The following is a 20,236-nucleotide window of genomic DNA, read 5'->3' on the forward strand; positions in this document are numbered from 1 at the left end:
ATGTTAGGTGTCCTTTTTTTATTTAATAATATTAGAAATAAAATCTTATAAAAATATACTATATGTAGATTAGATTTTATGTGATATGATAATAATATAAATATTTAACATAAGAAATTTATACATTTTTAAATAGGATATTCGAAAGTTTCTATATATAAAAGTCTTAAGGCAATCTAAAACAACTTTTCTTTACCTTATTCCACTAATTAAAAAAGCAGGAGGTGCTTAAATTGAATATAGAACAATATGAAAATATGACTTTAGTTCAGCTAAAAGAGCAGGCTAAAGAATTAGGAATAAAAAATATAAGTAAAAAGAAAAAAAGCGAATTAATTGAGGAATTAAAAGCTGAATTCAATAAACAAAATAGCAATACTAAAGTAATACATAAAGATGGTGTTATTTTAAGAGAAAAAATATCTCAAAAAGAGCAAGGTGGAAATAAAGAAAGTTTTTCTGGTGAAAGAGTAGTTAGAAATAGCAATAATTATAATAACAATAATAGTAATTATAATAATTCAAATGATGAAGGAAAAAAAGAGCAATTAAAGGACATGATAAGTTCATCAGACTCTGCTAAGGGAATACTTGAAATACTAGATAATAATAATTTTGGTTTTTTAAGATGTAGAAATTATTTAACAAGTGAAGATGATATATATGTTTCTCCATCACAAATAAGAAGATTTGGATTAAGAACTGGGGACGAAGTCCAAGGTAAAGTTAGAATACCAAAGGATGGAGAAAAGTTTAAAGCTTTACTTTATGTAGAGAGAGTAAATGGTGAAAGTCCTGAAAAAGCAGTTGGAAGAAAAAAATTTGAAGAGTTAACACCAATATATCCAAAAGAGAGATTAAGACTTGAGACTGAAAATGGAAGAGATTTAAGTTCAAGACTTATGGATATAATTTGTCCAATAGGTAAGGGACAAAGGGGGATGATAGTTGCACCACCTAAGGCTGGAAAAACAACTCTTTTAAAAAGAATAGCTCAAAACATATCAAAAAATAATCCTGAAGTTAAACTTATAGTACTTTTAATAGATGAAAGACCAGAAGAAGTAACGGATATGAAGAGAAGTATAGATGGAGAAGTAATCTATTCAACTTTTGATGAAGAACCACAAAACCATGCTAAAGTTTCAAGTATAGTATTAGAAAGAGCTAAAAGAATGGTTGAACAAGGAAGAGATGTAGTTATCTTAATGGATTCTTTAACAAGATTATCAAGAGCCTATAACTTAACAGTTACTCCATCTGGAAGAACTTTATCAGGGGGACTAGATCCAGGGGCACTTATAATGCCTAAGAAATTCTTTGGAGCAGCTAGAAATTTAGAAGAGGGCGGAAGTTTAACAATTTTAGCAACTTCTTTAGTTGATACAGGAAGTAGAATGGATGATATGATTTTTGAAGAGTTTAAGGGTACTGGAAATATGGAGGTACACTTAGATAGAAAGCTTCAAGAGAGAAGAATATTCCCAGCTATAGATATTTATAAATCTGGTACTAGAAAAGAAGATTTATTATTTAATGAAGAAGAAAGAGAAGCTTCATATAAAATAAGAAGAGTATTACAAAAGGAAAATAATATAGAGGATGTAGCTGAAAAGCTTATAAATTTATTATCAAAAACAAAAAATAATAAAGAGTTTTTACAAGTTGTTTTAAAAAGCAATTTAGAAAATTAAATAAGTTTTCAAAACAAAAGAAGATATTAAAGTCTATAAACTTTAATATCTTCTTTTATTATAAGAATCATTTAGCATCTTAGTGCAAAGTTTAATTGTCCCTTCTAGAGAATAAGAACTTAATACATCTAAAATACTTTTTCTCATATTAATTAATTTATCATTATCTTTATTTAAATCATTAATTACCTTATTTAATTCTTCCAAGTGGTTGATAGTAATTGCACAATTACTTTTAGATAAAAATTCTCTATTTTCACTTTCTTGACCTGGAATTATAAATGGAATTATCATTGGTAAATGACTTAAAAGTGATTCTGTAGTAGTTAGTCCACCAGGTTTTGTAATAATTAAATCCGAACTTTTCATTATCTTAGGTATTTCATTTGTGTATCCTAAAATATTTAACTTTTTATTACCCTTTATATGCCCATATTCTTTACACAATTCTTTCTTTAACTCAGCGTTGTTTCCACAAACAATAGTTAAATTTAAAGGGTTCTCATTTTTGATTAGGGTTTTTAATACTTTAGATATGTTATCTAACCCCATACCGCCTCCCATTAAAAGAATATTTAATGGTGATTGGATAATATTTTCTACATAGTTATGGTAATCTTCTTTATAAAAATCTTGCTTTACAGGTATACCAAAAGGAGATATTTTTTCTTTAGGTATTCCCTTTGAGGCTAGATTTTCTTTTGTAAAATCACAAGCAACTATGTAATGATCAATTATTTTAGAAACATAAGTATAATGACATTTAAAATCAGTAACAACAGAAATAACTGGTACTTTTATAATTTGTCTTTTCTTTAAATAAGAAAGAATACTTACTGCTAAAGGATGGGTTGTAATTATTAAATCTGGATTAAAACTATCAATAAATTTAGCTAATTTATTTGCAACTGGCAAAAATAAAAAACTAACTAAATTATTTATAAATTTTATATTACTAATTTTGTAAAGTAGACCATAAAGAGTTCCAAGGGAACTTGCACATAAATCGTATCCATTTACTATTGATCTATCAAAGAAACGGTTCTCCTTAAGAAAATCGTGTACAAGAATTTCTGTATCATCATTCTTTATAAGTTCCATTAAAGAGTTAGCTGCTTGATTATGACCATAACCAGTAGATGTACTTAAAATAAGAACTTTTTTCATCATATCCACTCACTTTTACTAAAAATCTATTTGCAAAAACAAACTTTATTTGAAAAATATGCCTTATAAACAAAAATGGGAAAGATTTGAGTCTTTCCCATAAAGAAATTATTTATTAAGATTAAATCTCTTGTTGAATTTATCAACTCTTCCGCCAACATCAACGATTTTTTGTTTTCCTGTGAAGAATGGGTGGCACTTAGAGCATATTTCAACTTTAAGTTCTGGTTTAACTGAACCAGTTGTGAAAGTGTTTCCACATGCACACTTAACCACTGTATCGTGATGGTATTCTGGATGTATGCCTTGTCTCATGTAATTCACCTCTTTCAAAAATAAAAAAATGTTGCTAAACAACTATTAACAAGTATATCATGGGGATATTTAATCGTCAATAGTTTAAAAGCTTTCTTATTTAAGTTATAATCATATTTAGAATATTATAAAAGGATAAGGAGTTTAAAGTTAAAATGAGCAAATTATATTTTAGATACGGAGCTATGAATTCAGGTAAATCTACACACCTTATGCAAGTAGCACATAACTATGAGGAAAGAGGTATGGAAGTTATAATAATTAAACCATCTACTGATAAAAAAGGTGGAGATAAGGTTGTTTCAAGACTAGGTGTTGAGAGAGTTGTAGATATTTTAATAGATAATGATGAGAATATTATAGAAACAATTGAAGATAGACTTGAAAAAGGAAGAAAAATAGATTGTATAATAGTTGATGAAGTTCAATTTTTAAAAGCTCATCACATAGATGAATTATTTGAAATTGCAGTTGGTAAGGGAATACCAGTAATTTGTTACGGATTAAGAACAGACTTCCAAATGAATGGGTTTGAAGGAAGTGAAAGACTTTTATTATTAGCACATAGTATAGAAGAAATGAAAACTATATGTAGATGTGGAAGAAAAGCTATATTAAATGGAAGAATGATAAATGGAAAGTTCACATTTGAAGGAGAACAAGTGGCTATAGATTTAGTTGATAATGTAGAATATCAATCTCTATGTGGACAATGCTATTTTAAATATAAATATGGTAAGGATTCTGATAAGTAGTTAATGAAAGGATAGGGTTCAAATTATGAGAAAATGCCAAGTAGGCGGTCAAGCAGTATTAGAAGGCGTTATGATGAGGGGATCAAAAGGAACAGCCACAGCAGTTAGAACTCCAGAGGGAGATATAGAGGTTTCTTTTGAAAAAACTATACCATATACAAAGAAAAATAAAATTTTAGGACTACCTTTTATAAGAGGATTTGTAACTCTTATAGAGTCTTTAATTGTAGGATTAAAATCATTAAATTATTCAGCAAGTTTTTTTGATGATACAGAACCATCTAAATTTGAAGATTGGTTAAATAATAAATTTGGTGAAAAAGCTAATAATGTAATAATTACACTTACAATTATGCTTTCCTTTGTATTTGCCATAATTTTATTTGTAGCAATACCAACTGGAATTACTTTTTTACTTAAAAAACTTAATCTTCCAGATTGGAGTTTAAGTGCTATTGAAGGAATCATAAGTATTGGTATGCTTTTAGGATACATGTACTTAATGGGAAAAGTAGATGATATAGAAAGAGTATTTCAATATCATGGAGCAGAACATAAGACTATATTCTGTTATGAAAATGAAGATGAACTTACAGTTGAAAATGTAAGAAAATATCCTAGATTTCATCCTAGATGTGGAACAAACTTTCTGTTTTTAGTTGCTATTGTAAGTATATTTATATTTTCCTTTACTAAATGGGATTCAGTTGCTCAGAGAACGGCTATAAGAGTAGCAATGTTACCAGTAATATCAGGAATAACTTATGAACTTATAAGATGGCTTGGCAAATCTCAAGGAAATTTTGCAAAGATAATAGCAGCGCCAGGATTACAATTGCAAAAATTGACTACAAGGGAGCCTGATGATTCACAAATTGAAGTAGCGATAGCTTCTTTAAGGAGGGCTGAAGGATTGAAAGAACCAAATAAAAAAGTTGGAGAATTGTTAAATTTAGGAAATGAAACTTTAAAAGAAGTGGGTATAGATACATATATATTAGATACTCAATTATTATTAGGAAAAGTTTTAGAAAAAGATAAAATATGGCTTATAACGAATAAAAGTGAAGAAGTTAAAAAGTCAGATGAAATACATTTCTTAAACTTATTAGAAAAAAGAAAATCAAAAATGCCTATGCAATATATTTTAGGAACTTGCGAATTTATGGGATTAGATTTTTATGTAGAAGAAGGAGTTTTAATTCCAAGAGGAGATACTGAAATAATTGTAGAGGAAGTATTAAACAATATAGATGAAGATGCAGAGATTAATGTATGTGATTTATGTTGTGGAAGTGGAGCTATAGGCTTATCTTTAGCTAATTATAGAAAAAATATTATTGTAGATTTAGTAGATATAGATGATATACCAGAAAAAGTTACAAGAAAAAATATAAGAGAATTAGAATTATCAAAAAGATGTGGCTTTATTAAGAGTGATCTTTTAAGTGAGGTCATTAAAAAAGGAAATAAGTATGATATTCTAGTTTCTAATCCACCATATATAAGAACGGAAGTCATAAATACTTTAATGGAAGATGTTAAGGATTATGAGCCGCACTTAGCTTTAGATGGGGGAGAAGATGGTTTAATATTCTATAGAAGAATTATTGATGAATCTTTAGAAATATTAAAAGAAAATGGTATATTAGCTTTTGAAATAGGACATGATCAAGGTGAGGATGTTAAAAATCTTATGATTGAAAAAGGATACTACGATGTTAAGGTCATAAAAGATTTAGCTGGTTTAGATAGATGTGTTATAGGAAGAGTAAGCCTTGAAAGATAGCATAGTAGTGTGCTATAATTGTAAAATATGAAAATCTGTATACGGAGTGATAATAGATGATACTTGATAGATTAAATTTTATTGAAAATAAATATGATGAACTTTCAGTTAAGATTAGTGATCCTTCAATAATGGCTAACCAAAAAGAGTGGAGAAAGCTTTGTAAGGAACACGCTGACTTAGAAGTTATAGTTAATAAGTACAAAGAGTACAAAGAAGCGACAGAAGAATTAGAAGCTAACAAAGAGATGCTTTCAGAAGAAAGTGATCAAGAAATGAGAGAAATGATAAACTCTGAAATCAAGGACTTAACAGAAAGAAAAAAAGAATTAGAGGACGAAATACAAATTCTTTTACTACCAAAAGATCCTAATGATGATAAAAACGTATTTGTTGAAATCAGAGGTGGTGCTGGTGGAGATGAAGCAGCACTATTTGCAGCTAATCTTTTCAGAATGTACACTAAATACGCTGAAAAGAATAGATGGAAAGTTGAACTAATGAGTGCAAATGAAACTGACATTGGAGGTTTCAAAGAGGTTGTATTCATGATAAAAGGAGCAGGTGCTTATTCAAAACTTAAATATGAGAGTGGAGCACACAGAGTTCAAAGGGTTCCTGATACAGAAAGTTCAGGAAGAATACATACTTCAACTGCTACAGTAGCTGTTTTACCAGAAGTTGATGATGTAGAAATAGAAATAAACGATAAAGATATTAAAATAGACGTATTTAGAGCATCAGGTAATGGTGGTCAGTGCGTTAACACAACTGATTCAGCTGTAAGAATAACTCACTTACCTTCAGGATTAGTTGTTTCATGTCAGGATGAAAAATCACAGCTTAAAAATAAAGAAAAAGCTATGAAAGTATTAAGAGCAAGATTATTCGAGCAAGCTGAAGCTGAAAGATTAGCTGGTATTGCTGAAGATAGAAAGAGTCAGGTTGGTACTGGAGATAGAAGTGAAAGAATAAGAACTTACAACTATCCACAAGGAAGAGTAACTGATCACAGAATAAACATGACTTTATATAAATTAGATAGTTTCTTAGAAGGTGACATAGACGAAATATTAAATGCTCTAATTACTGAAGATCAAGCTCAAAAGATGAAAGCAATGGGTAATACTGAATTTTAATATACAAAGCCTTACATGAATAATGTAAGGCTTTAAAAATACATAGTTTTAAAATGGTAATTAAAGAGGAATATAATTATGGATATAGATAAAGCTATAAAAAAACAAAAAAAATCATATAAAAGATTCATGTTTGTTATGGTAATACTTCTAATATTATTACCTCTTTTGGTTTGTTTTTTTGAAGTTTATAAGGATTTTCTTATAGTATATTTAATCTTTTTAGAAATTTTTATAGTTATTGTTATGATTAAAAATTTTAATAATATAAGATTAGAATATACTTGTGAAAATGGAATTCTAAGAATAAAACCTAATGTGTTATCTAAATATAAGTATATATACTGCGATAGAGTAGGTTTAGTTCATACAGAAAATGAACTTGAAGATATGAAAATTATAATTGTCTTTACTAACAAAGGAAGAAAAGGTAAATTTGGAAAGCAAGTAGGAGAGTACTTTTGTAAAGTTCATCCTGGACTAAGCAAGGATTATAATAAGATGATTAAATTAAACAAGGAAACACAATGGTATTATATAATAATAAAAAGAGGGGCTTTAAAGAAATTTAAACTTTTAGATGACATTTATAAAAATTGTGTTACAGCAACTTATACAAATGATAGTATTGAAAATATAAAGATCGCAAGAGGTCAGAAGAATTTATAAAAGATGAAGGTGATATTGTTTTATGAAAACAAAAGTACAATTCATAAAAGATATAGATAAAGATATAAAATATTTAGAGGAAGCCGCTGAAATAATAAAAAATGGTGGTATTGGGGCATTTCCTACTGAAACAGTTTATGGATTAGGCGCAAATGCTTTAGATGGAGAAGCTGTTAAAAAGATTTTTGTGGCAAAGGGAAGACCGCAGGATAATCCTTTAATAATACATATAGCTGATAAAAAAGATATAGATAAATATGTTGCTGAAATACCTAAATATGCACAGGAGTTAATGGATAAATTTTGGCCAGGTCCTTTAACAATAATATTAAAGAAAAAAGATATAGTTTCAGATGTTACATCAGCAGGTTTAGATACAGTTGGCGTTAGAATGCCAAATGATGAAATAGCCTTAAAGCTAATAGAACTATCAGGAGTTCCAATAGCAGCACCATCAGCTAATATATCAGGAAGACCAAGTCCTACAGATATAGAAAGATGTGAAGAAGACTTAAATGGAAGAGTTGATTTTATAATAGGAGCTAAAAAAAGTGAAATAGGAGTAGAATCAACTATAGTAGATGCAACTGGTGAACATTTATGCGTTTTAAGACCTGGAGGCATAACTTTAGAGATGTTAAAGGACATAGATGAAGGAGTATATATAGATAAAGCTATATTAACTACTTTAGACAAAGACACAAAACCTAAGGCACCGGGAATGAAGTATAAACATTATGCACCAAAGGCAAAAGTTAGAATGGTTCAAGGTCCAATAAATAAAATGGTTGAAAAAATTAAAGAAATAGTGCATAATTACATAGATGAAGATTTAAAAGTCGGAATTATGGCAACTGATGAAACAATTTCTATGTACAATGAAGGAATAGTAAAATCATTAGGAACTAGAGAAGACTTAACTTCTGTAACAAAAAATTTATTTGAAATGCTTAGAGCTTTTGATGACTTAGGGGTAGATGTTATAATAACTGAGGCTTTTGAGGAAAAAGATTTAGGTGTAGCCATAATGAATAGATTAAAAAAATCCTGTGGATTTGACATAACAATAGTTTAAGAATATATATGGAAGGAGCTAGATAAAAATGAAACTTTTGAGAAAAAGGAACTGTTTTGAATTTATATTTTTTAAAAATTCTATATTTGTTTTTTTTGAAAGTTTAATACCTTTATTTAGTGTTCTTCCAGTTAATAAAAAAAGTGCTTTTTTATTTGACTTACTATTTAATTTTTTAAATTAAGTAGTGTTATTAGTCATTGAAAAAGCACTTTTTTTAAAATAATATATTAAAACAAACAGGTATAATGGAGGTTAATGAAATGAAAATAGCAATTGGTTGTGATCATGGTGGATTTAATTTAAAAAACACAGTGATAAAACATTTAGAAGAAAAAGGTATTGAGGTAAAAGATTTTGGTACATACAGCACAGATTCTTGTGATTACCCTGATATATCTATACAGGTTGCAGAAGCTGTAGCTAAAAAAGAATTTGAATATGGTATATTAATCTGCGGAACTGGTATAGGAATATCTATAGCAGCAAATAAAGTGCCAGGAATAAGAGCAGCATTATGTTCTGATACATTTAGTGCTCATGCAACAAGACAACATAACAATGCAAATATTCTAGCTATGGGTGAGAGAGTTGTAGGACCAGGATTAGCGTTAGATATAGTTGATACTTTCTTAAATTCAGAATTTGAAGGTGGAAGACACCAAAATAGAATAGATAAAATAACAGCTATTGAAGAAAAGTATTCAAAATAATTTGATAAAAAATATTTTTATATAAATTTTAGGAGGAAGATACAATGAGTAAAGTAACAGAAATAACACATCCACTTATATTACATAAGTTAGCGTTTATAAGAGATAAAAATACAGGGTCTAAGGATTTTAGAGAACTAGTAAGTGAAGTTTCTATGCTTATGGCTTATGAGGTAACAAGAAATCTTCCTATGGAAGAAATAGAAATAGAAACTCCAGTTTGTAAAACTAAATGTAAAGTTTTAGCTGGTAAAAAAGTTGCTATAGTTCCAATATTAAGAGCAGGATTAGGTATGGTAGATGGTATGCTACAACTTATTCCAGCAGCAAAAGTAGGGCATATAGGATTATACAGAGATGAAGAAACTCTTCAACCTGTAGAATATTTCTGTAAGTTACCACAAGACATAGCTGAAAGAGATGTAATAGTTGTTGATCCAATGTTAGCTACAGGTGGTTCAGCTGCAGATGCTATAACTCTTTTAAAGAAAAGAGGAGCTAAGCAAATAAGACTTATGTGTTTAATTTCTTCACCAGAAGGAATAGAGTTTGTACAAAAAGCTCATCCAGATGTTGATATATATGTTGCATGTATTGATGAGAAATTAAATGATCATGGATATATCGTTCCTGGATTAGGTGATGCAGGAGATAGACTATTTGGAACAAAATAGTTATAATTTAAATAGCTACTTAATTTTAAGTAGCTATTAATTATTTTTGGAGGTAAATGATTCATGGAAAAGATAAAAGTTTTAACTATCTTTGGAACAAGACCGGAAGCTATAAAAATGGCTCCATTAGTAAAAGAATTAGAAAAAAGACCGGAAATAGAATCAAAGGTTTGTGTAACTGCTCAACATAGAGAAATGTTAGATCAAGTTTTAGAACTATTTGATATAAAGCCTGACTTTGATCTAGACATAATGAAAAATCGTCAAACTCTTACTGGAATAACAAATAGAGTTTTAGAAGGATTAGAAAAAGTATTTACAGAAGAAAAACCAGATATGATACTTGTACATGGTGATACTACAACAACTTTTGCGGGAGGATTAGCAGCATTCTATCAACAAATAAGAGTAGGCCATGTTGAAGCTGGACTTAGAACTTTCGATAAATATTTCCCATTCCCAGAGGAAATGAATAGAAAGTTAACAGGTGCTTTAGCTGATTTACACTTTGCTCCAACTAAAGGATCAAAAGCTAACCTTTTAAGAGAAGGAATAAATGAAAATGACATAAAAATTACAGGTAACACTGTAATCGATGCTATGGAACATACTGTAGAAGATAACTATGTTTTTGAAAATGATGAATTAAATAAAATAGATTTTGAAAACAAAAAAGTTATCATGATAACTGCACATAGAAGAGAAAACTGGGGAGAAGGTATAGAAAATATCTGTACAGCTTTAAATAAAATAGTTGAAGATAATAAAGATGTTGAATTAGTTTACCTTGTTCACTTAAATCCAGTTGTAAAAGATGTTGTTTATAAAAATCTTGATGGTAAAGAAAGAGTACATCTTTTACCACCACTTGATACAAAAGAAACTCATAACTTAATGAATAAATGCTTTATGGTTATGACTGATTCAGGTGGATTACAAGAAGAAGCTCCTCATTTAGGAAAACCAGTATTAGTTTTAAGAGATGTTACAGAAAGACCAGAAGCTGTTCAATCAGGAACAGTTAAATTAGTTGGTACTGATGTTGAAAAAATATTAGAAGAAGCTAATTCACTTATAAATGATGAAAAAGCTTATGCCAAAATGAGTAAAGCTATAAATCCATATGGAGATGGTAAGGCTTCTGAAAGAATAGTAAAAGCTATTTTAAATTACTTTGGAAAAAATGATGAAGAAGTAGAAGAATTTATAAGTAAATAAGACTTTGTTAAAAAGTTTAATAAATATAATTTGAATAAATGGTATAAATAGACAGATATTTAGAATATTATAGAAATTTTAATAAAAGACTTCTATAATAAAGCTAAATTATCTGTCTTTTTTTTCGAAAAGAGAAAAAATAATAAAAAAGATTGTTTAAAATTTAACAAAAAATATTGAAAGCTAGTAAATTTATGGTTATAATTAAATCAGTTAGAAAAAATATAGATTTTTGATAAATTTTTACCTAAATGGGAGGTTTTTGATATGAGAGAGGTAGTTATTGCAAGTGCAGTAAGAACAGCATTAGGTTCATTTGGTGGTTCATTAAAGGATGTTCCTGCTGTAGATTTAGGAGCTTTAGTTATTAAAGAAGCTTTAAATAAAGCTGGTGTAAAACCAGAATGTGTTGATGAAGTTTTAATGGGAAATGTAATTCAAGCTGGATTAGGACAAAACCCTGCAAGACAAGCAGCTGTAAAAGCTGGTTTACCAGTTGAAATTCCTTCAATGACAATAAATAAAGTTTGTGGTTCAGGTTTAAGATGTGTTGCTTTAGCAGCTCAAATGATAAAAGCAGGAGATGCTGACGTAATAGTAGCTGGTGGTATGGAAAACATGTCACAAGGACCATATGTTTTAAGAACTGCAAGATTTGGTCAAAGAATGGGCGATGGAAAAATGGTCGATGCTATGGTCAATGATGCTTTAACAGATGCATTTAATGGATACCACATGGGTATAACTGCTGAAAATATAGCAGAACAATGGGGATTAACTAGAGAAATGCAAGATGAATTTGCTGCAAATTCTCAAATTAAAGCAGAAGCAGCTATAAAAGCTGGAAAATTCAAAGATGAAATAGTTCCAGTAGTAATTCCACAAAGAAAAGGTGATCCAATAGTATTTGATACTGATGAATTCCCTAGATTTGGAACAACTGCTGAAAAATTAGCTAAGTTAAGACCAGCATTCAAAAAAGATGGTACAGTTACAGCTGGTAATGCATCAGGTATAAATGATGGTGCTGCTGCATTAGTTGTTATGAGTGCTGAAAAAGCAAAAGAATTAGGAGTAACTCCAATTTGTAAAATAGTTTCTTATGGTTCAAAAGGATTAGATCCTTCAATTATGGGTTATGGACCATTCTATGCTACTAAAAAAGCTTTAGAAGGAACTGGATTAACAGTTGCAGATCTTGATTTAATAGAAGCAAATGAAGCTTTTGCAGCTCAAAGTTTAGCAGTTGCTAAAGATTTAGAATTTGATATGAGTAAAGTTAACGTAAATGGTGGAGCTATAGCTTTAGGACATCCAGTAGGAGCTTCAGGGGCTAGAATATTAGTTACATTACTTCACGAAATGATGAAAAGAGATGCTAAGAGAGGTTTAGCAACACTTTGTATAGGTGGAGGAATGGGAACTGCTTTAATAGTAGAAAGATAATAAGTTTACCATTATTATAATATATATTTTAAAGATACTATCCTATCTTGGGATAGTATCTTTTTTTGTGAAAAATTATTTAAAATTCATGTTTAAGTTTAAAAATATATTTAAAAAAATGCACTAATTTGAGAATAAAAATTCATATTAGAAAACAGATAATTTATTTAATTTCCTATAAAAAACATGAATAATAGTAAGAAGAATAGAAAAAAATAGGATTAAAGTAAAGAAAAATATTTAAAATATTAGATTTTGAAAAAAAAAAATAAAAAAATGTGAATAAATATTAAAAAGGTTATTCAAAACCTTTTAAGTTGTATGTTTTATTCTTAATAGTGGTTTAAAATTTTTTTGATAAAAAACCCTATAAAATATACAATTTTATAACAAAAACTTTTAAAAAAGGATTTCAAAATCGAAAATAGTAATCGAAATTTAATTTAAGTTCTTATATAGTAATTTAAAAATTCAGAAAAATGAAATAATAAATTCAAAAACATTCATAAATAATTTGTAAAAGAGTAAATGAGAGTTTTTAAGAGTAAAAATGAAGGAAATAGTTAAAATCACTTTAAAATATCAGAATATTAATAAATTCAACCAAAATTTAAATTTTATTAATATTAGATTCGGGAATATAATTAGTAAAGTAACATTGCGGAACTATGGAGGTTATATGTGAACGCTAAAATTAAAAGTTTAGTTTTTTCAATTACGAAGACTAACATTTTATTAACAATAATAGCAACCCTATTAATTAGTTTATTTAATTTTAGATTTGGGGTGGCTTTTTTAGTTGGAAGTGCAATTGCAACAATTAATTTTACAGCAAATGCAATTGTAATTAACAAAGTCATAAGTAATAGAAGAGGAGCTTTAAAGATACAATTAAGTTTTGTATTAAGAATGCTTTTGATTCTTTTATTTACACTAATCTTTATGAGAGATGTTAAGGAATTAGCATTTTATTTAATAGGATTCATTTTACACCAGATATCAATATTTATTTATACTAAAAAAAATAAGGCCTTATAAAAAACAATAAATAAATATTTATATACATATATAAATTAATACTAAGATAGAAAGGGAGTGATTCCGTGGATATCTTTGCACCATTGTTTACAGTTAAGATTGGTAGTTTGACAATAAGCAGTACAATTATTTTTCAATGGGCAGCAATGCTTCTTATAATAGTTTTTGCTTTATTATCAACTAGAAATCTTAAAAATAAACCAGGTAAGTTACAAGTTGTTTTAGAATCAATCTATCAAACAGTTTATAACTTAGTAAAGAGCAACATGGGGGAAAGTTATATTGGTTTTGTGCCTTATATAGGAACTTTAGCAATATTCCTACTTGTATTAAACTTTTATGGGTTAATAGGGCTTGCACCTCCTACTCAAGATTTAAGTGTTGCAGTGGCATTAGCAATTACTTCCTTTGTTGTTGTTCATGTTAATGCTATACGTAGATGTCATATTGGAGGATATATCAAAGGATATTTTAAGCCTTATCCACTAATGTTACCTTTAAACTTAATGGAGAGAATTATTTTCCCAGTATCTCTTGCACTACGTTTATTCGGTAATATGCTAGCAGCTACCTTATTAATAGACTTAATGTATTCAGGTTTAGGACACATAAGTTGGTTTGCTCAATTAGGTATGCCAATACTAGCACATGGTTTCTTCGATGTATTTGATGGAACAATACAAATGATAGTATTTACTATGTTAACTATGGTAAATATTAAAATTATAGCAGATCACTAAGAAAAGTTAATTAAACAAATCAAAGTAACTTTATTTGATTTGAAAAAGGAGGAATTTTTAATGGATATGAAGTTATTAGCAGCAGGTATCGCTGTATTAGCAGGTATAGGAGCAGGAATAGGTATAGGTATTGCAACTGCAGGAGCATTAGAGGCAACTGCAAGACAACCAGAAGCATCAGATAAGATTCAAAGTTTATTCATCATGGGAGCTGGTCTTTCAGAAGCAACAGCTATCTATGGATTAGTTGTTTCAATAATCTTATTATTCGTTGCTTAATATCAAATTACGTACTTTTTATTAAGAACTTGTAGTAATTAATAAATAAAGATAATAGAGTTAATATAATTGACTCCGAAGGGAGGCTGTGATTGATATATGGAAATAGATTTTATGAGAATATTAGCTACAATCATTAACTTTATAATATTAATTCTTATACTAAAACATTTTTTCTGGGACAAAATCAAAAGAGCCATCGATGCAAGACAAGAGGCTATAGATGAAACTATCTTAAAGGCCGATGAAGATGCAGAAAAAGCAAGAAGATTAAGATTAGATAATGAAAGAATTCTTAAATCTGCTAAAGAAGAAGGCAGAAAGCTTAGAGAAGAACAGAAAAAAGAAGCTGATAGAATTTATAAAGAAATAGTTGATGATGCTCATAGAGAAGCTGAGGCTATAATAAATAGAGCTAATATTGAAATTCAAAGAGAAGAAGAAAAAGTAAAATACGAGTTAAAGCAACAAGTAGTTGATATTTCTGTAATGCTTTCAGAGAAAGCACTTGGAGAATCTATTGATGAATCTAAACATAGAGAATTAATAAATGATTTTATTGAAAAGGTAGGTATCTAATTATGTATGAATATTTAGATCGTAGATATGCCTTAGCTCTATATGAAGTTGCAGAAGAAAAGAATAAAGTTGAAGAATACTTAAATGATTTAAGAGAAATCTGTGATATCATTTATGGAAATAATGAACTTTATGAAATAATAAAACATCCTCAAATTAGTACTGTAAGAAAGAAAAAGACTTTCAGAAACATATTTGAAGGAAAAATAGATGATGAGTTACTTTCATTTTTAATGGTTCTTATAGAAAAAGATAGAATACTTTATCTAAGAGAAAAATTAAAAGAAATGGAAAAAATTCATCTAGAGAGAAACAATACTTTACTTGCAGAGGTAAAAAGTGTTGTTCCATTAACAGAAGATGAAGTTACAAGACTTGTAGCAAAGTTAGAAAATAAATACTCAAAGAAAATTTTATTAAAGCAAGAAATAGATAAAAGTATCATTGGAGGACTTTATGTCAGAGTTGGCGATGATGTTATAGATGGTACTGTTAAATCTAGACTTGACGATATGAAACAGATAATGCTTAAGAGAGAATAGAGGTGAGTCTATGCATATTAAACCAGAAGAAATAACTTCTATAATCAAGAATGAAATAAAAAACTATGAAAAAGAGTTAGAAACTGTTGATTCTGGTACTATCATACAGATAGGTGACGGAGTTGCCAGAGTTTACGGGTTAGAAGAATGTATGGAAGGTGAACTTCTTGAATTCCCTAATCAAGTTTTCGGTATGGCTCTTAACTTAGAGCAGGATAACGTTGGTTGCGTTCTTTTAGGATCTGAAGAAGGTATAAAAGAAGGAGACATCGTTAAAAGAACTGGAAAAATAGTTGAAGTACCAGTAGGAGAGGACTTAATAGGTAGAGTTGTTAATTCATTAGGTCAACCTATAGACGGAAAAGGTCCTATTAAAAATGATGGATACAGAGCTATAGAAGTACCAGCACCAGGTATCTTAGAAAGAAGTTCTGTTAATGAGCCTCTACAAACAGGTATCAAAGCAATTGACTCAATGATACCAATAGGTAGAGGACAAAGGGAGTTAATTATAGGAGATAGACAAACAGGTAAAACTGCTATAGCTATAGATACTATAATTAACCAAAAAGGTAAAGATGTTATATGTATATATGTTGCTATTGGACAAAAACAATCAACAGTAGCTAACATAGTTAACACTTTAACTGAAGAAGGAGCTATGGACTATTCAATAGTTGTAACTGCATCAGCATCAGAATCAGCTCCATTACAATACATTGCACCATATTCAGGATGTACAATGGGTGAATACTTCATGAATAAAGGTAAGCATGTATTAATAATATATGATGACTTAAGTAAGCACGCAGTTGCTTATAGAACAATGTCACTATTAATTAGAAGACCACCAGGAAGAGAAGCTTACCCAGGGGATGTATTCTACATCCATTCAAGATTACTTGAAAGAGCTGCTAAGTTATCAAAAGAAAATGGTGGAGGCTCATTAACAGCACTTCCAATAATAGAAACATTAGCAGGAGACGTAACAGCATATATCCCAACTAACGTTATATCAATAACAGATGGACAGATATTCTTAGAAACTGAGTTATTCAACGCAGGACAAAGACCAGCTGTTAACCCTGGTATATCAGTTTCAAGGGTTGGAGGTAACGCTCAAATAAAAGCAATGAAACAAGTTTCTGGTACATTAAGACTAGAACTTGCTCAATATAGAGAGTTAGCATCATTTGCTCAATTTGGTTCAGACCTTGATAAAGATACTCAAGCAAGACTTGAAAAAGGTAAGAGACTTATCGAGATCTTAAAACAAGATCAATATAAGCCAATGGCAGTTGAAAAACAAATTATGATAATATACGCTGCAGTTAACAATTTCTTACTAGATATCAAAGTTTCAGATATTAAGAGATTTGAAAAAGAATTCTTAGAATATATGGATACTCATCATAGAGAAATTGGTAAAGCTATATTAGATAAGAAAGTTTTAGACGATGAATTAAAATCTGCTTTAGAAAGTGCTATAGTAGAATTTAAAAAAATATTCTTAATGTAAAATAAGAGCATAGCTTTTTAATTAAAGCTATGCCCACATTTTTAAGAATGGAGGTGGAGCTTAAATGGCAGGTGCAGGACTTTTAGAAATTAAAAGAAGAATAAAAAGTATCAAAAACACAAGAAAAATAACAAAAGCTATGGGACTTGTTGCCACTTCTAAGTTAAGAAAAGCTAGACAAAAACTAACTGAAAACAATCAATATTTTAGTAGTCTAGATGAAATTGCTAGAGAATTAATCGGATCATTAAATAGCAATAATAATCCTTTACTTAAACCCAATGATAATCCTAAAAAGTTAATAATATTATTAGCATCAGATTCAGGATTATGTGGTGGATTTAATGGTAATACTGCGGCTTTTGTAAGAGATAACTATGAAAATAATCTTGAAAACATAGAAGCAGTAGTAGTAGGAAAAAAAGGTATCCATTATGTTAAGAAAAACAAGATTTCTACTTTAGCAGAATATGTTGATTTAGGAGATACACCAAACGTTGGTGATGCATCAACTATAGTGAATAAAGCTGTTAAAGAATTTACTGATGGAAATTTTGGAGAAGTAAGTTTAGTTTATACTAAATTCTTTTCACCTGTTAAGCAAGAGGTTGTTGAAGAAAAATTATTACCACTAGACTTAACTGGAGAAAAAGGTAAAGTTTCTTTCTTAATCGAACCTGATGAGGATGAAATAATAGATTCATTAGTTTCATCATACTTAAAAGGTAAATTCATGAATGCTATGTTTAATTCAAAAGCTAGTGAACAAAGTGCTAGAATGCAGGCAATGGACGGAGCAACTAAAAATGCCGATGATTTATTAAACTCATTAGATGCTAAGTACAATAGAATAAGACAAAGTATCATAACACAAGAGATATCAGAAATCGTTGGTGGAGCAGAAGCACAAAAATAAGGAGGTACTCAAAATGTCTAATAATATAGGTAAAGTAGTTCAGGTTATTGGACCAGTTGTAGATATAAAATTTGCAAATGATGAACTTCCTAATATATTTAATGCAATACACATAAAAATGGACGATGGAAAAATCTTAGTTTGTGAGGTAGAGCAACACGTAGGAGACGATATAGTTAGAACTATAGCTATGGAAGCTACTGAAGGACTAAGAAGAGGTGTAGAAGCTGTTGATACAGGAGCACCTATATCAGTACCAGTTGGTGAATGCGTATTAGGAAGAATATTTAACGTATTAGGTAAACCACTAGATAGTGGAGCTGAAGTTAATAACGAAGAAAAATATCCAATTCATAGACCAGCTCCATCATTTGAAGAACAATCAGTTGTTCCTCAAATGTTTGAGACAGGAATAAAGGTTATCGACCTTTTAGCACCTTACCAAAGAGGGGGAAAAATCGGTCTATTTGGAGGTGCAGGTGTTGGTAAAACAGTTCTTATCCAAGAGCTTATAAACAACATAGCTAAAGAGCACGGTGGACTTTCTGTATTCACAGGAGTTGGAGAAAGATCAAGAGAAGGTAATGACCTTTACTATGAAATGATGGAATCAGGAGTTATAAAAAATACAGCATTAGTATTTGGACAAATGAACGAACCACCTGGAGCAAGAATGAGAGTTGCTTTAACAGGACTTACTATGGCTGAGTACTTCAGAGACCAAGGTCAAGACGTGTTATTATTCATAGATAACATATTCAGATTCTCACAAGCTGGATCAGAGGTTTCAGCTTTATTAGGAAGAATACCATCAGCTGTTGGTTACCAACCAACTCTTGCTACAGAGATGGGAGCTCTTCAAGAGAGAATCACATCAACTACCCATGGATCAATTACATCAGTTCAAGCGGTATACGTACCAGCCGATGACTTAACTGACCCAGCTCCAGCTACAACATTCAACCACCTTGATGCTAAAACAGTTTTATCAAGAAGTATAGCTGAAATAGGTATTTACCCAGCTGTTGATCCTCTAGATTCTTCATCAAGAATATTAGACCCAAGAGTTGTTGGAGAAGAACACTATGAAGTTGCTTCAAAAGTTAAGCATATATTAGAAAGATATAAAGAACTTCAAGATATCATAGCTATCCTTGGTGTTGATGAGCTTGCAGATGAAGATAAATTAATAGTTGCTAGAGCAAGAAGAATACAAAAATTCTTATCACAACCATTCACAGTAGCAGAGCAATTTACTGGAATGCAAGGTAGATATGTTCCAATAAAAGAAACTATAAGAGGTTTCAAAGAAATATTAGAAGGTAAACATGACAATGTTCCTGAATCAGCTTTCTTATTTGCTGGAACAATAGAAGAAGTACTAGAAAAAGCTAGAGCAATGGCCCAATAAAAGGGGTGAATAAAAATGAATAAATTTAAGTTAATTGTTACAACACCAGAAAGAGTTCTTATTTCAGGTGAAGTTTCAAGAGTCTTATGTAAAAATGCTGTTGGTGAGTTTGAAATATTAGCTGGTCACCAACCTTATTTAACAGCAACTGTTCCTACTGTTACAAGAATAGATGATGAGAATGGTGAAAGTAAATACTTATTTACTTCAACAGGATTAATGAAGGTTCAAAATAATGAAGTTACTTTTTGTGTAAATTCAGCAGAATGGCCTGAAGAAATCGATGAGGCAAGAGCTATGAATGCTAAGCAAAGAGCAGAGGAAAGATTAAAAAATAAGACTGATGAACTAGATGAAAAGAGAGCTAAGTTAGCCTTAGCAAGAGCTATGTCTAGATTAAAGTTAAAAGAAATGTAATTTATATAAAGCATACAGGAAACTGTATGCTTTTTTTATTATGATTATTCTTCTTAATAAATATTTTTATGTAATTAATAGAACTTTTTCAGATTATTATAATATATTGATAATATAACAGGAAGTAAATGTATAAAAATA

Annotated in this window: 21 protein-coding genes; 19 read left to right on the forward strand and 2 right to left on the reverse strand. The window is 29.6% G+C overall.

Annotated features, from left to right (window positions below; translation table 11 throughout):
• The first annotated feature begins 233 nt into the window (after positions 1 to 233).
• Complete coding sequence (gene rho, locus I6G60_RS04270) at positions 234 to 1,694, forward strand: transcription termination factor Rho (protein ID WP_003452426.1); 1,461 nt, start codon at positions 234 to 236, stop codon at positions 1,692 to 1,694.
• A 42-nt stretch (positions 1,695 to 1,736) separates the two neighbouring features.
• Here the strand turns inward: rho and I6G60_RS04275 are convergent, their stop codons facing one another.
• Both I6G60_RS04275 and rpmE read right to left on the reverse strand, forming a co-directional pair.
• The gene (locus I6G60_RS04275) at positions 1,737 to 2,861 is read right to left on the reverse strand and encodes an MGDG synthase family glycosyltransferase (protein WP_003457423.1); all 1,125 of its coding nucleotides are present in this window, start codon (positions 2,859 to 2,861) and stop codon (positions 1,737 to 1,739) included.
• Between the two features lie 108 nt (positions 2,862 to 2,969).
• Positions 2,970 to 3,176 (reverse strand): 50S ribosomal protein L31, encoded by a 207-nt coding sequence (gene rpmE / locus I6G60_RS04280; RefSeq protein WP_003452406.1) that lies wholly within the window; start codon positions 3,174 to 3,176, stop codon positions 2,970 to 2,972.
• A 155-nt stretch (positions 3,177 to 3,331) separates the two neighbouring features.
• On the opposite strand from rpmE, the gene I6G60_RS04285 reads away from it, so the two are divergent.
• The 18 genes from I6G60_RS04285 (at position 3,332) to I6G60_RS04370 (ending at position 20,095) form a co-directional block, all read left to right on the forward strand.
• The gene (locus tag I6G60_RS04285; protein WP_003452353.1) at positions 3,332 to 3,931 is read left to right on the forward strand and encodes a thymidine kinase; all 600 of its coding nucleotides are present in this window, start codon (positions 3,332 to 3,334) and stop codon (positions 3,929 to 3,931) included.
• A 25-nt stretch (positions 3,932 to 3,956) separates the two neighbouring features.
• Complete coding sequence (gene prmC, locus I6G60_RS04290; RefSeq protein ID WP_003457428.1) at positions 3,957 to 5,720, forward strand: peptide chain release factor N(5)-glutamine methyltransferase; 1,764 nt, start codon at positions 3,957 to 3,959, stop codon at positions 5,718 to 5,720.
• 56 nt (positions 5,721 to 5,776) lie between these two features.
• Positions 5,777 to 6,859: a peptide chain release factor 1 gene (gene prfA / locus I6G60_RS04295; RefSeq protein WP_003452315.1), complete on the forward strand. Its 1,083-nt coding sequence runs from the start codon at positions 5,777 to 5,779 to the stop codon at positions 6,857 to 6,859.
• A gap of 78 nt (positions 6,860 to 6,937) precedes the next feature.
• Positions 6,938 to 7,528, forward strand: a complete 591-nt coding sequence (locus tag I6G60_RS04300) for a hypothetical protein (protein ID WP_003452379.1) — start codon at positions 6,938 to 6,940, stop codon at positions 7,526 to 7,528.
• Between the two features lie 22 nt (positions 7,529 to 7,550).
• Positions 7,551 to 8,603: an L-threonylcarbamoyladenylate synthase gene (locus I6G60_RS04305; RefSeq protein ID WP_003457388.1), complete on the forward strand. Its 1,053-nt coding sequence runs from the start codon at positions 7,551 to 7,553 to the stop codon at positions 8,601 to 8,603.
• Positions 8,604 to 8,866: 263 nt separating this feature from the next.
• Entirely contained in the window at positions 8,867 to 9,316 is a 450-nt protein-coding gene (rpiB, locus tag I6G60_RS04310; protein ID WP_003457391.1) for a ribose 5-phosphate isomerase B, read from the forward strand.
• Positions 9,317 to 9,360: 44 nt separating this feature from the next.
• Positions 9,361 to 9,990 (forward strand): uracil phosphoribosyltransferase, encoded by a 630-nt coding sequence (gene upp, locus I6G60_RS04315; protein ID WP_003452430.1) that lies wholly within the window; start codon positions 9,361 to 9,363, stop codon positions 9,988 to 9,990.
• A gap of 63 nt (positions 9,991 to 10,053) precedes the next feature.
• Positions 10,054 to 11,208 carry a non-hydrolyzing UDP-N-acetylglucosamine 2-epimerase gene (wecB, locus tag I6G60_RS04320; protein ID WP_003452343.1) on the forward strand — a complete coding sequence of 385 codons (1,155 nt, stop codon included), beginning with the start codon at positions 10,054 to 10,056 and terminating at the stop codon, positions 11,206 to 11,208.
• Positions 11,209 to 11,475: 267 nt separating this feature from the next.
• On the forward strand, positions 11,476 to 12,654 hold the full coding sequence (locus I6G60_RS04325) for an acetyl-CoA C-acetyltransferase (protein WP_003457425.1): 1,179 nt from the start codon (positions 11,476 to 11,478) through the stop codon (positions 12,652 to 12,654).
• A 681-nt stretch (positions 12,655 to 13,335) separates the two neighbouring features.
• Positions 13,336 to 13,692: an ATP synthase subunit I gene (locus tag I6G60_RS04330; protein ID WP_003482158.1), complete on the forward strand. Its 357-nt coding sequence runs from the start codon at positions 13,336 to 13,338 to the stop codon at positions 13,690 to 13,692.
• Between the two features lie 65 nt (positions 13,693 to 13,757).
• On the forward strand, positions 13,758 to 14,432 hold the full coding sequence (locus tag I6G60_RS04335) for a F0F1 ATP synthase subunit A (protein WP_003452429.1): 675 nt from the start codon (positions 13,758 to 13,760) through the stop codon (positions 14,430 to 14,432).
• A 60-nt stretch (positions 14,433 to 14,492) separates the two neighbouring features.
• Positions 14,493 to 14,711: an ATP synthase F0 subunit C gene (gene atpE, locus I6G60_RS04340; RefSeq protein ID WP_003452423.1), complete on the forward strand. Its 219-nt coding sequence runs from the start codon at positions 14,493 to 14,495 to the stop codon at positions 14,709 to 14,711.
• A gap of 99 nt (positions 14,712 to 14,810) precedes the next feature.
• A complete protein-coding gene (locus tag I6G60_RS04345) occupies positions 14,811 to 15,290 on the forward strand; it encodes a F0F1 ATP synthase subunit B (RefSeq protein ID WP_003452454.1) in 480 nt (159 codons plus the stop codon).
• 2 nt (positions 15,291 to 15,292) lie between these two features.
• A complete protein-coding gene (locus tag I6G60_RS04350; protein WP_003457416.1) occupies positions 15,293 to 15,832 on the forward strand; it encodes a F0F1 ATP synthase subunit delta in 540 nt (179 codons plus the stop codon).
• Between the two features lie 10 nt (positions 15,833 to 15,842).
• Positions 15,843 to 17,351 (forward strand): F0F1 ATP synthase subunit alpha, encoded by a 1,509-nt coding sequence (gene atpA / locus I6G60_RS04355; protein WP_003452357.1) that lies wholly within the window; start codon positions 15,843 to 15,845, stop codon positions 17,349 to 17,351.
• Between the two features lie 64 nt (positions 17,352 to 17,415).
• On the forward strand, positions 17,416 to 18,267 hold the full coding sequence (gene atpG / locus I6G60_RS04360; RefSeq protein WP_003452288.1) for an ATP synthase F1 subunit gamma: 852 nt from the start codon (positions 17,416 to 17,418) through the stop codon (positions 18,265 to 18,267).
• Between the two features lie 13 nt (positions 18,268 to 18,280).
• Positions 18,281 to 19,678, forward strand: coding sequence for a F0F1 ATP synthase subunit beta (atpD, locus tag I6G60_RS04365; RefSeq protein WP_003452277.1), 1,398 nt, complete (start codon positions 18,281 to 18,283; stop codon positions 19,676 to 19,678).
• Between the two features lie 15 nt (positions 19,679 to 19,693).
• Positions 19,694 to 20,095, forward strand: a complete 402-nt coding sequence (locus I6G60_RS04370) for a F0F1 ATP synthase subunit epsilon (protein ID WP_003452358.1) — start codon at positions 19,694 to 19,696, stop codon at positions 20,093 to 20,095.
• Positions 20,096 to 20,236: the final 141 nt, after the last annotated feature.

This window comes from Clostridium perfringens, from assembly GCF_016027375.1.
Lineage (GTDB): Bacteria > Bacillota > Clostridia > Clostridiales > Clostridiaceae > Sarcina > Sarcina perfringens.

Excerpts from the sequence above, each read along its gene's own strand:
- I6G60_RS04370 (WP_003452358.1), top strand. The coding sequence starts at position 19,694 with ATGAATAAATTTAAGTTAATTGTTACAACACCAGAAAGAGTTCTTATT.
- atpE (WP_003452423.1), top strand. The coding sequence starts at position 14,493 with ATGGATATGAAGTTATTAGCAGCAGGTATCGCTGTATTAGCAGGTATA.
- prmC (WP_003457428.1), top strand. The coding sequence starts at position 3,957 with ATGAGAAAATGCCAAGTAGGCGGTCAAGCAGTATTAGAAGGCGTTATG.
- atpA (WP_003452357.1), top strand. The coding sequence starts at position 15,843 with ATGCATATTAAACCAGAAGAAATAACTTCTATAATCAAGAATGAAATA.
- I6G60_RS04325 (WP_003457425.1), top strand. The coding sequence starts at position 11,476 with ATGAGAGAGGTAGTTATTGCAAGTGCAGTAAGAACAGCATTAGGTTCA.
- I6G60_RS04275 (WP_003457423.1), bottom strand. The coding sequence starts at position 2,861 with ATGAAAAAAGTTCTTATTTTAAGTACATCTACTGGTTATGGTCATAAT.
- rpmE (WP_003452406.1), bottom strand. The coding sequence starts at position 3,176 with ATGAGACAAGGCATACATCCAGAATACCATCACGATACAGTGGTTAAG.
- I6G60_RS04345 (WP_003452454.1), top strand. The coding sequence starts at position 14,811 with ATGGAAATAGATTTTATGAGAATATTAGCTACAATCATTAACTTTATA.
- I6G60_RS04300 (WP_003452379.1), top strand. The coding sequence starts at position 6,938 with ATGGATATAGATAAAGCTATAAAAAAACAAAAAAAATCATATAAAAGA.
- I6G60_RS04285 (WP_003452353.1), top strand. The coding sequence starts at position 3,332 with ATGAGCAAATTATATTTTAGATACGGAGCTATGAATTCAGGTAAATCT.
- I6G60_RS04350 (WP_003457416.1), top strand. The coding sequence starts at position 15,293 with ATGTATGAATATTTAGATCGTAGATATGCCTTAGCTCTATATGAAGTT.
- upp (WP_003452430.1), top strand. The coding sequence starts at position 9,361 with ATGAGTAAAGTAACAGAAATAACACATCCACTTATATTACATAAGTTA.
- I6G60_RS04305 (WP_003457388.1), top strand. The coding sequence starts at position 7,551 with ATGAAAACAAAAGTACAATTCATAAAAGATATAGATAAAGATATAAAA.
- wecB (WP_003452343.1), top strand. The coding sequence starts at position 10,054 with ATGGAAAAGATAAAAGTTTTAACTATCTTTGGAACAAGACCGGAAGCT.
- rpiB (WP_003457391.1), top strand. The coding sequence starts at position 8,867 with ATGAAAATAGCAATTGGTTGTGATCATGGTGGATTTAATTTAAAAAAC.
- atpD (WP_003452277.1), top strand. The coding sequence starts at position 18,281 with ATGTCTAATAATATAGGTAAAGTAGTTCAGGTTATTGGACCAGTTGTA.
- prfA (WP_003452315.1), top strand. The coding sequence starts at position 5,777 with ATGATACTTGATAGATTAAATTTTATTGAAAATAAATATGATGAACTT.
- atpG (WP_003452288.1), top strand. The coding sequence starts at position 17,416 with ATGGCAGGTGCAGGACTTTTAGAAATTAAAAGAAGAATAAAAAGTATC.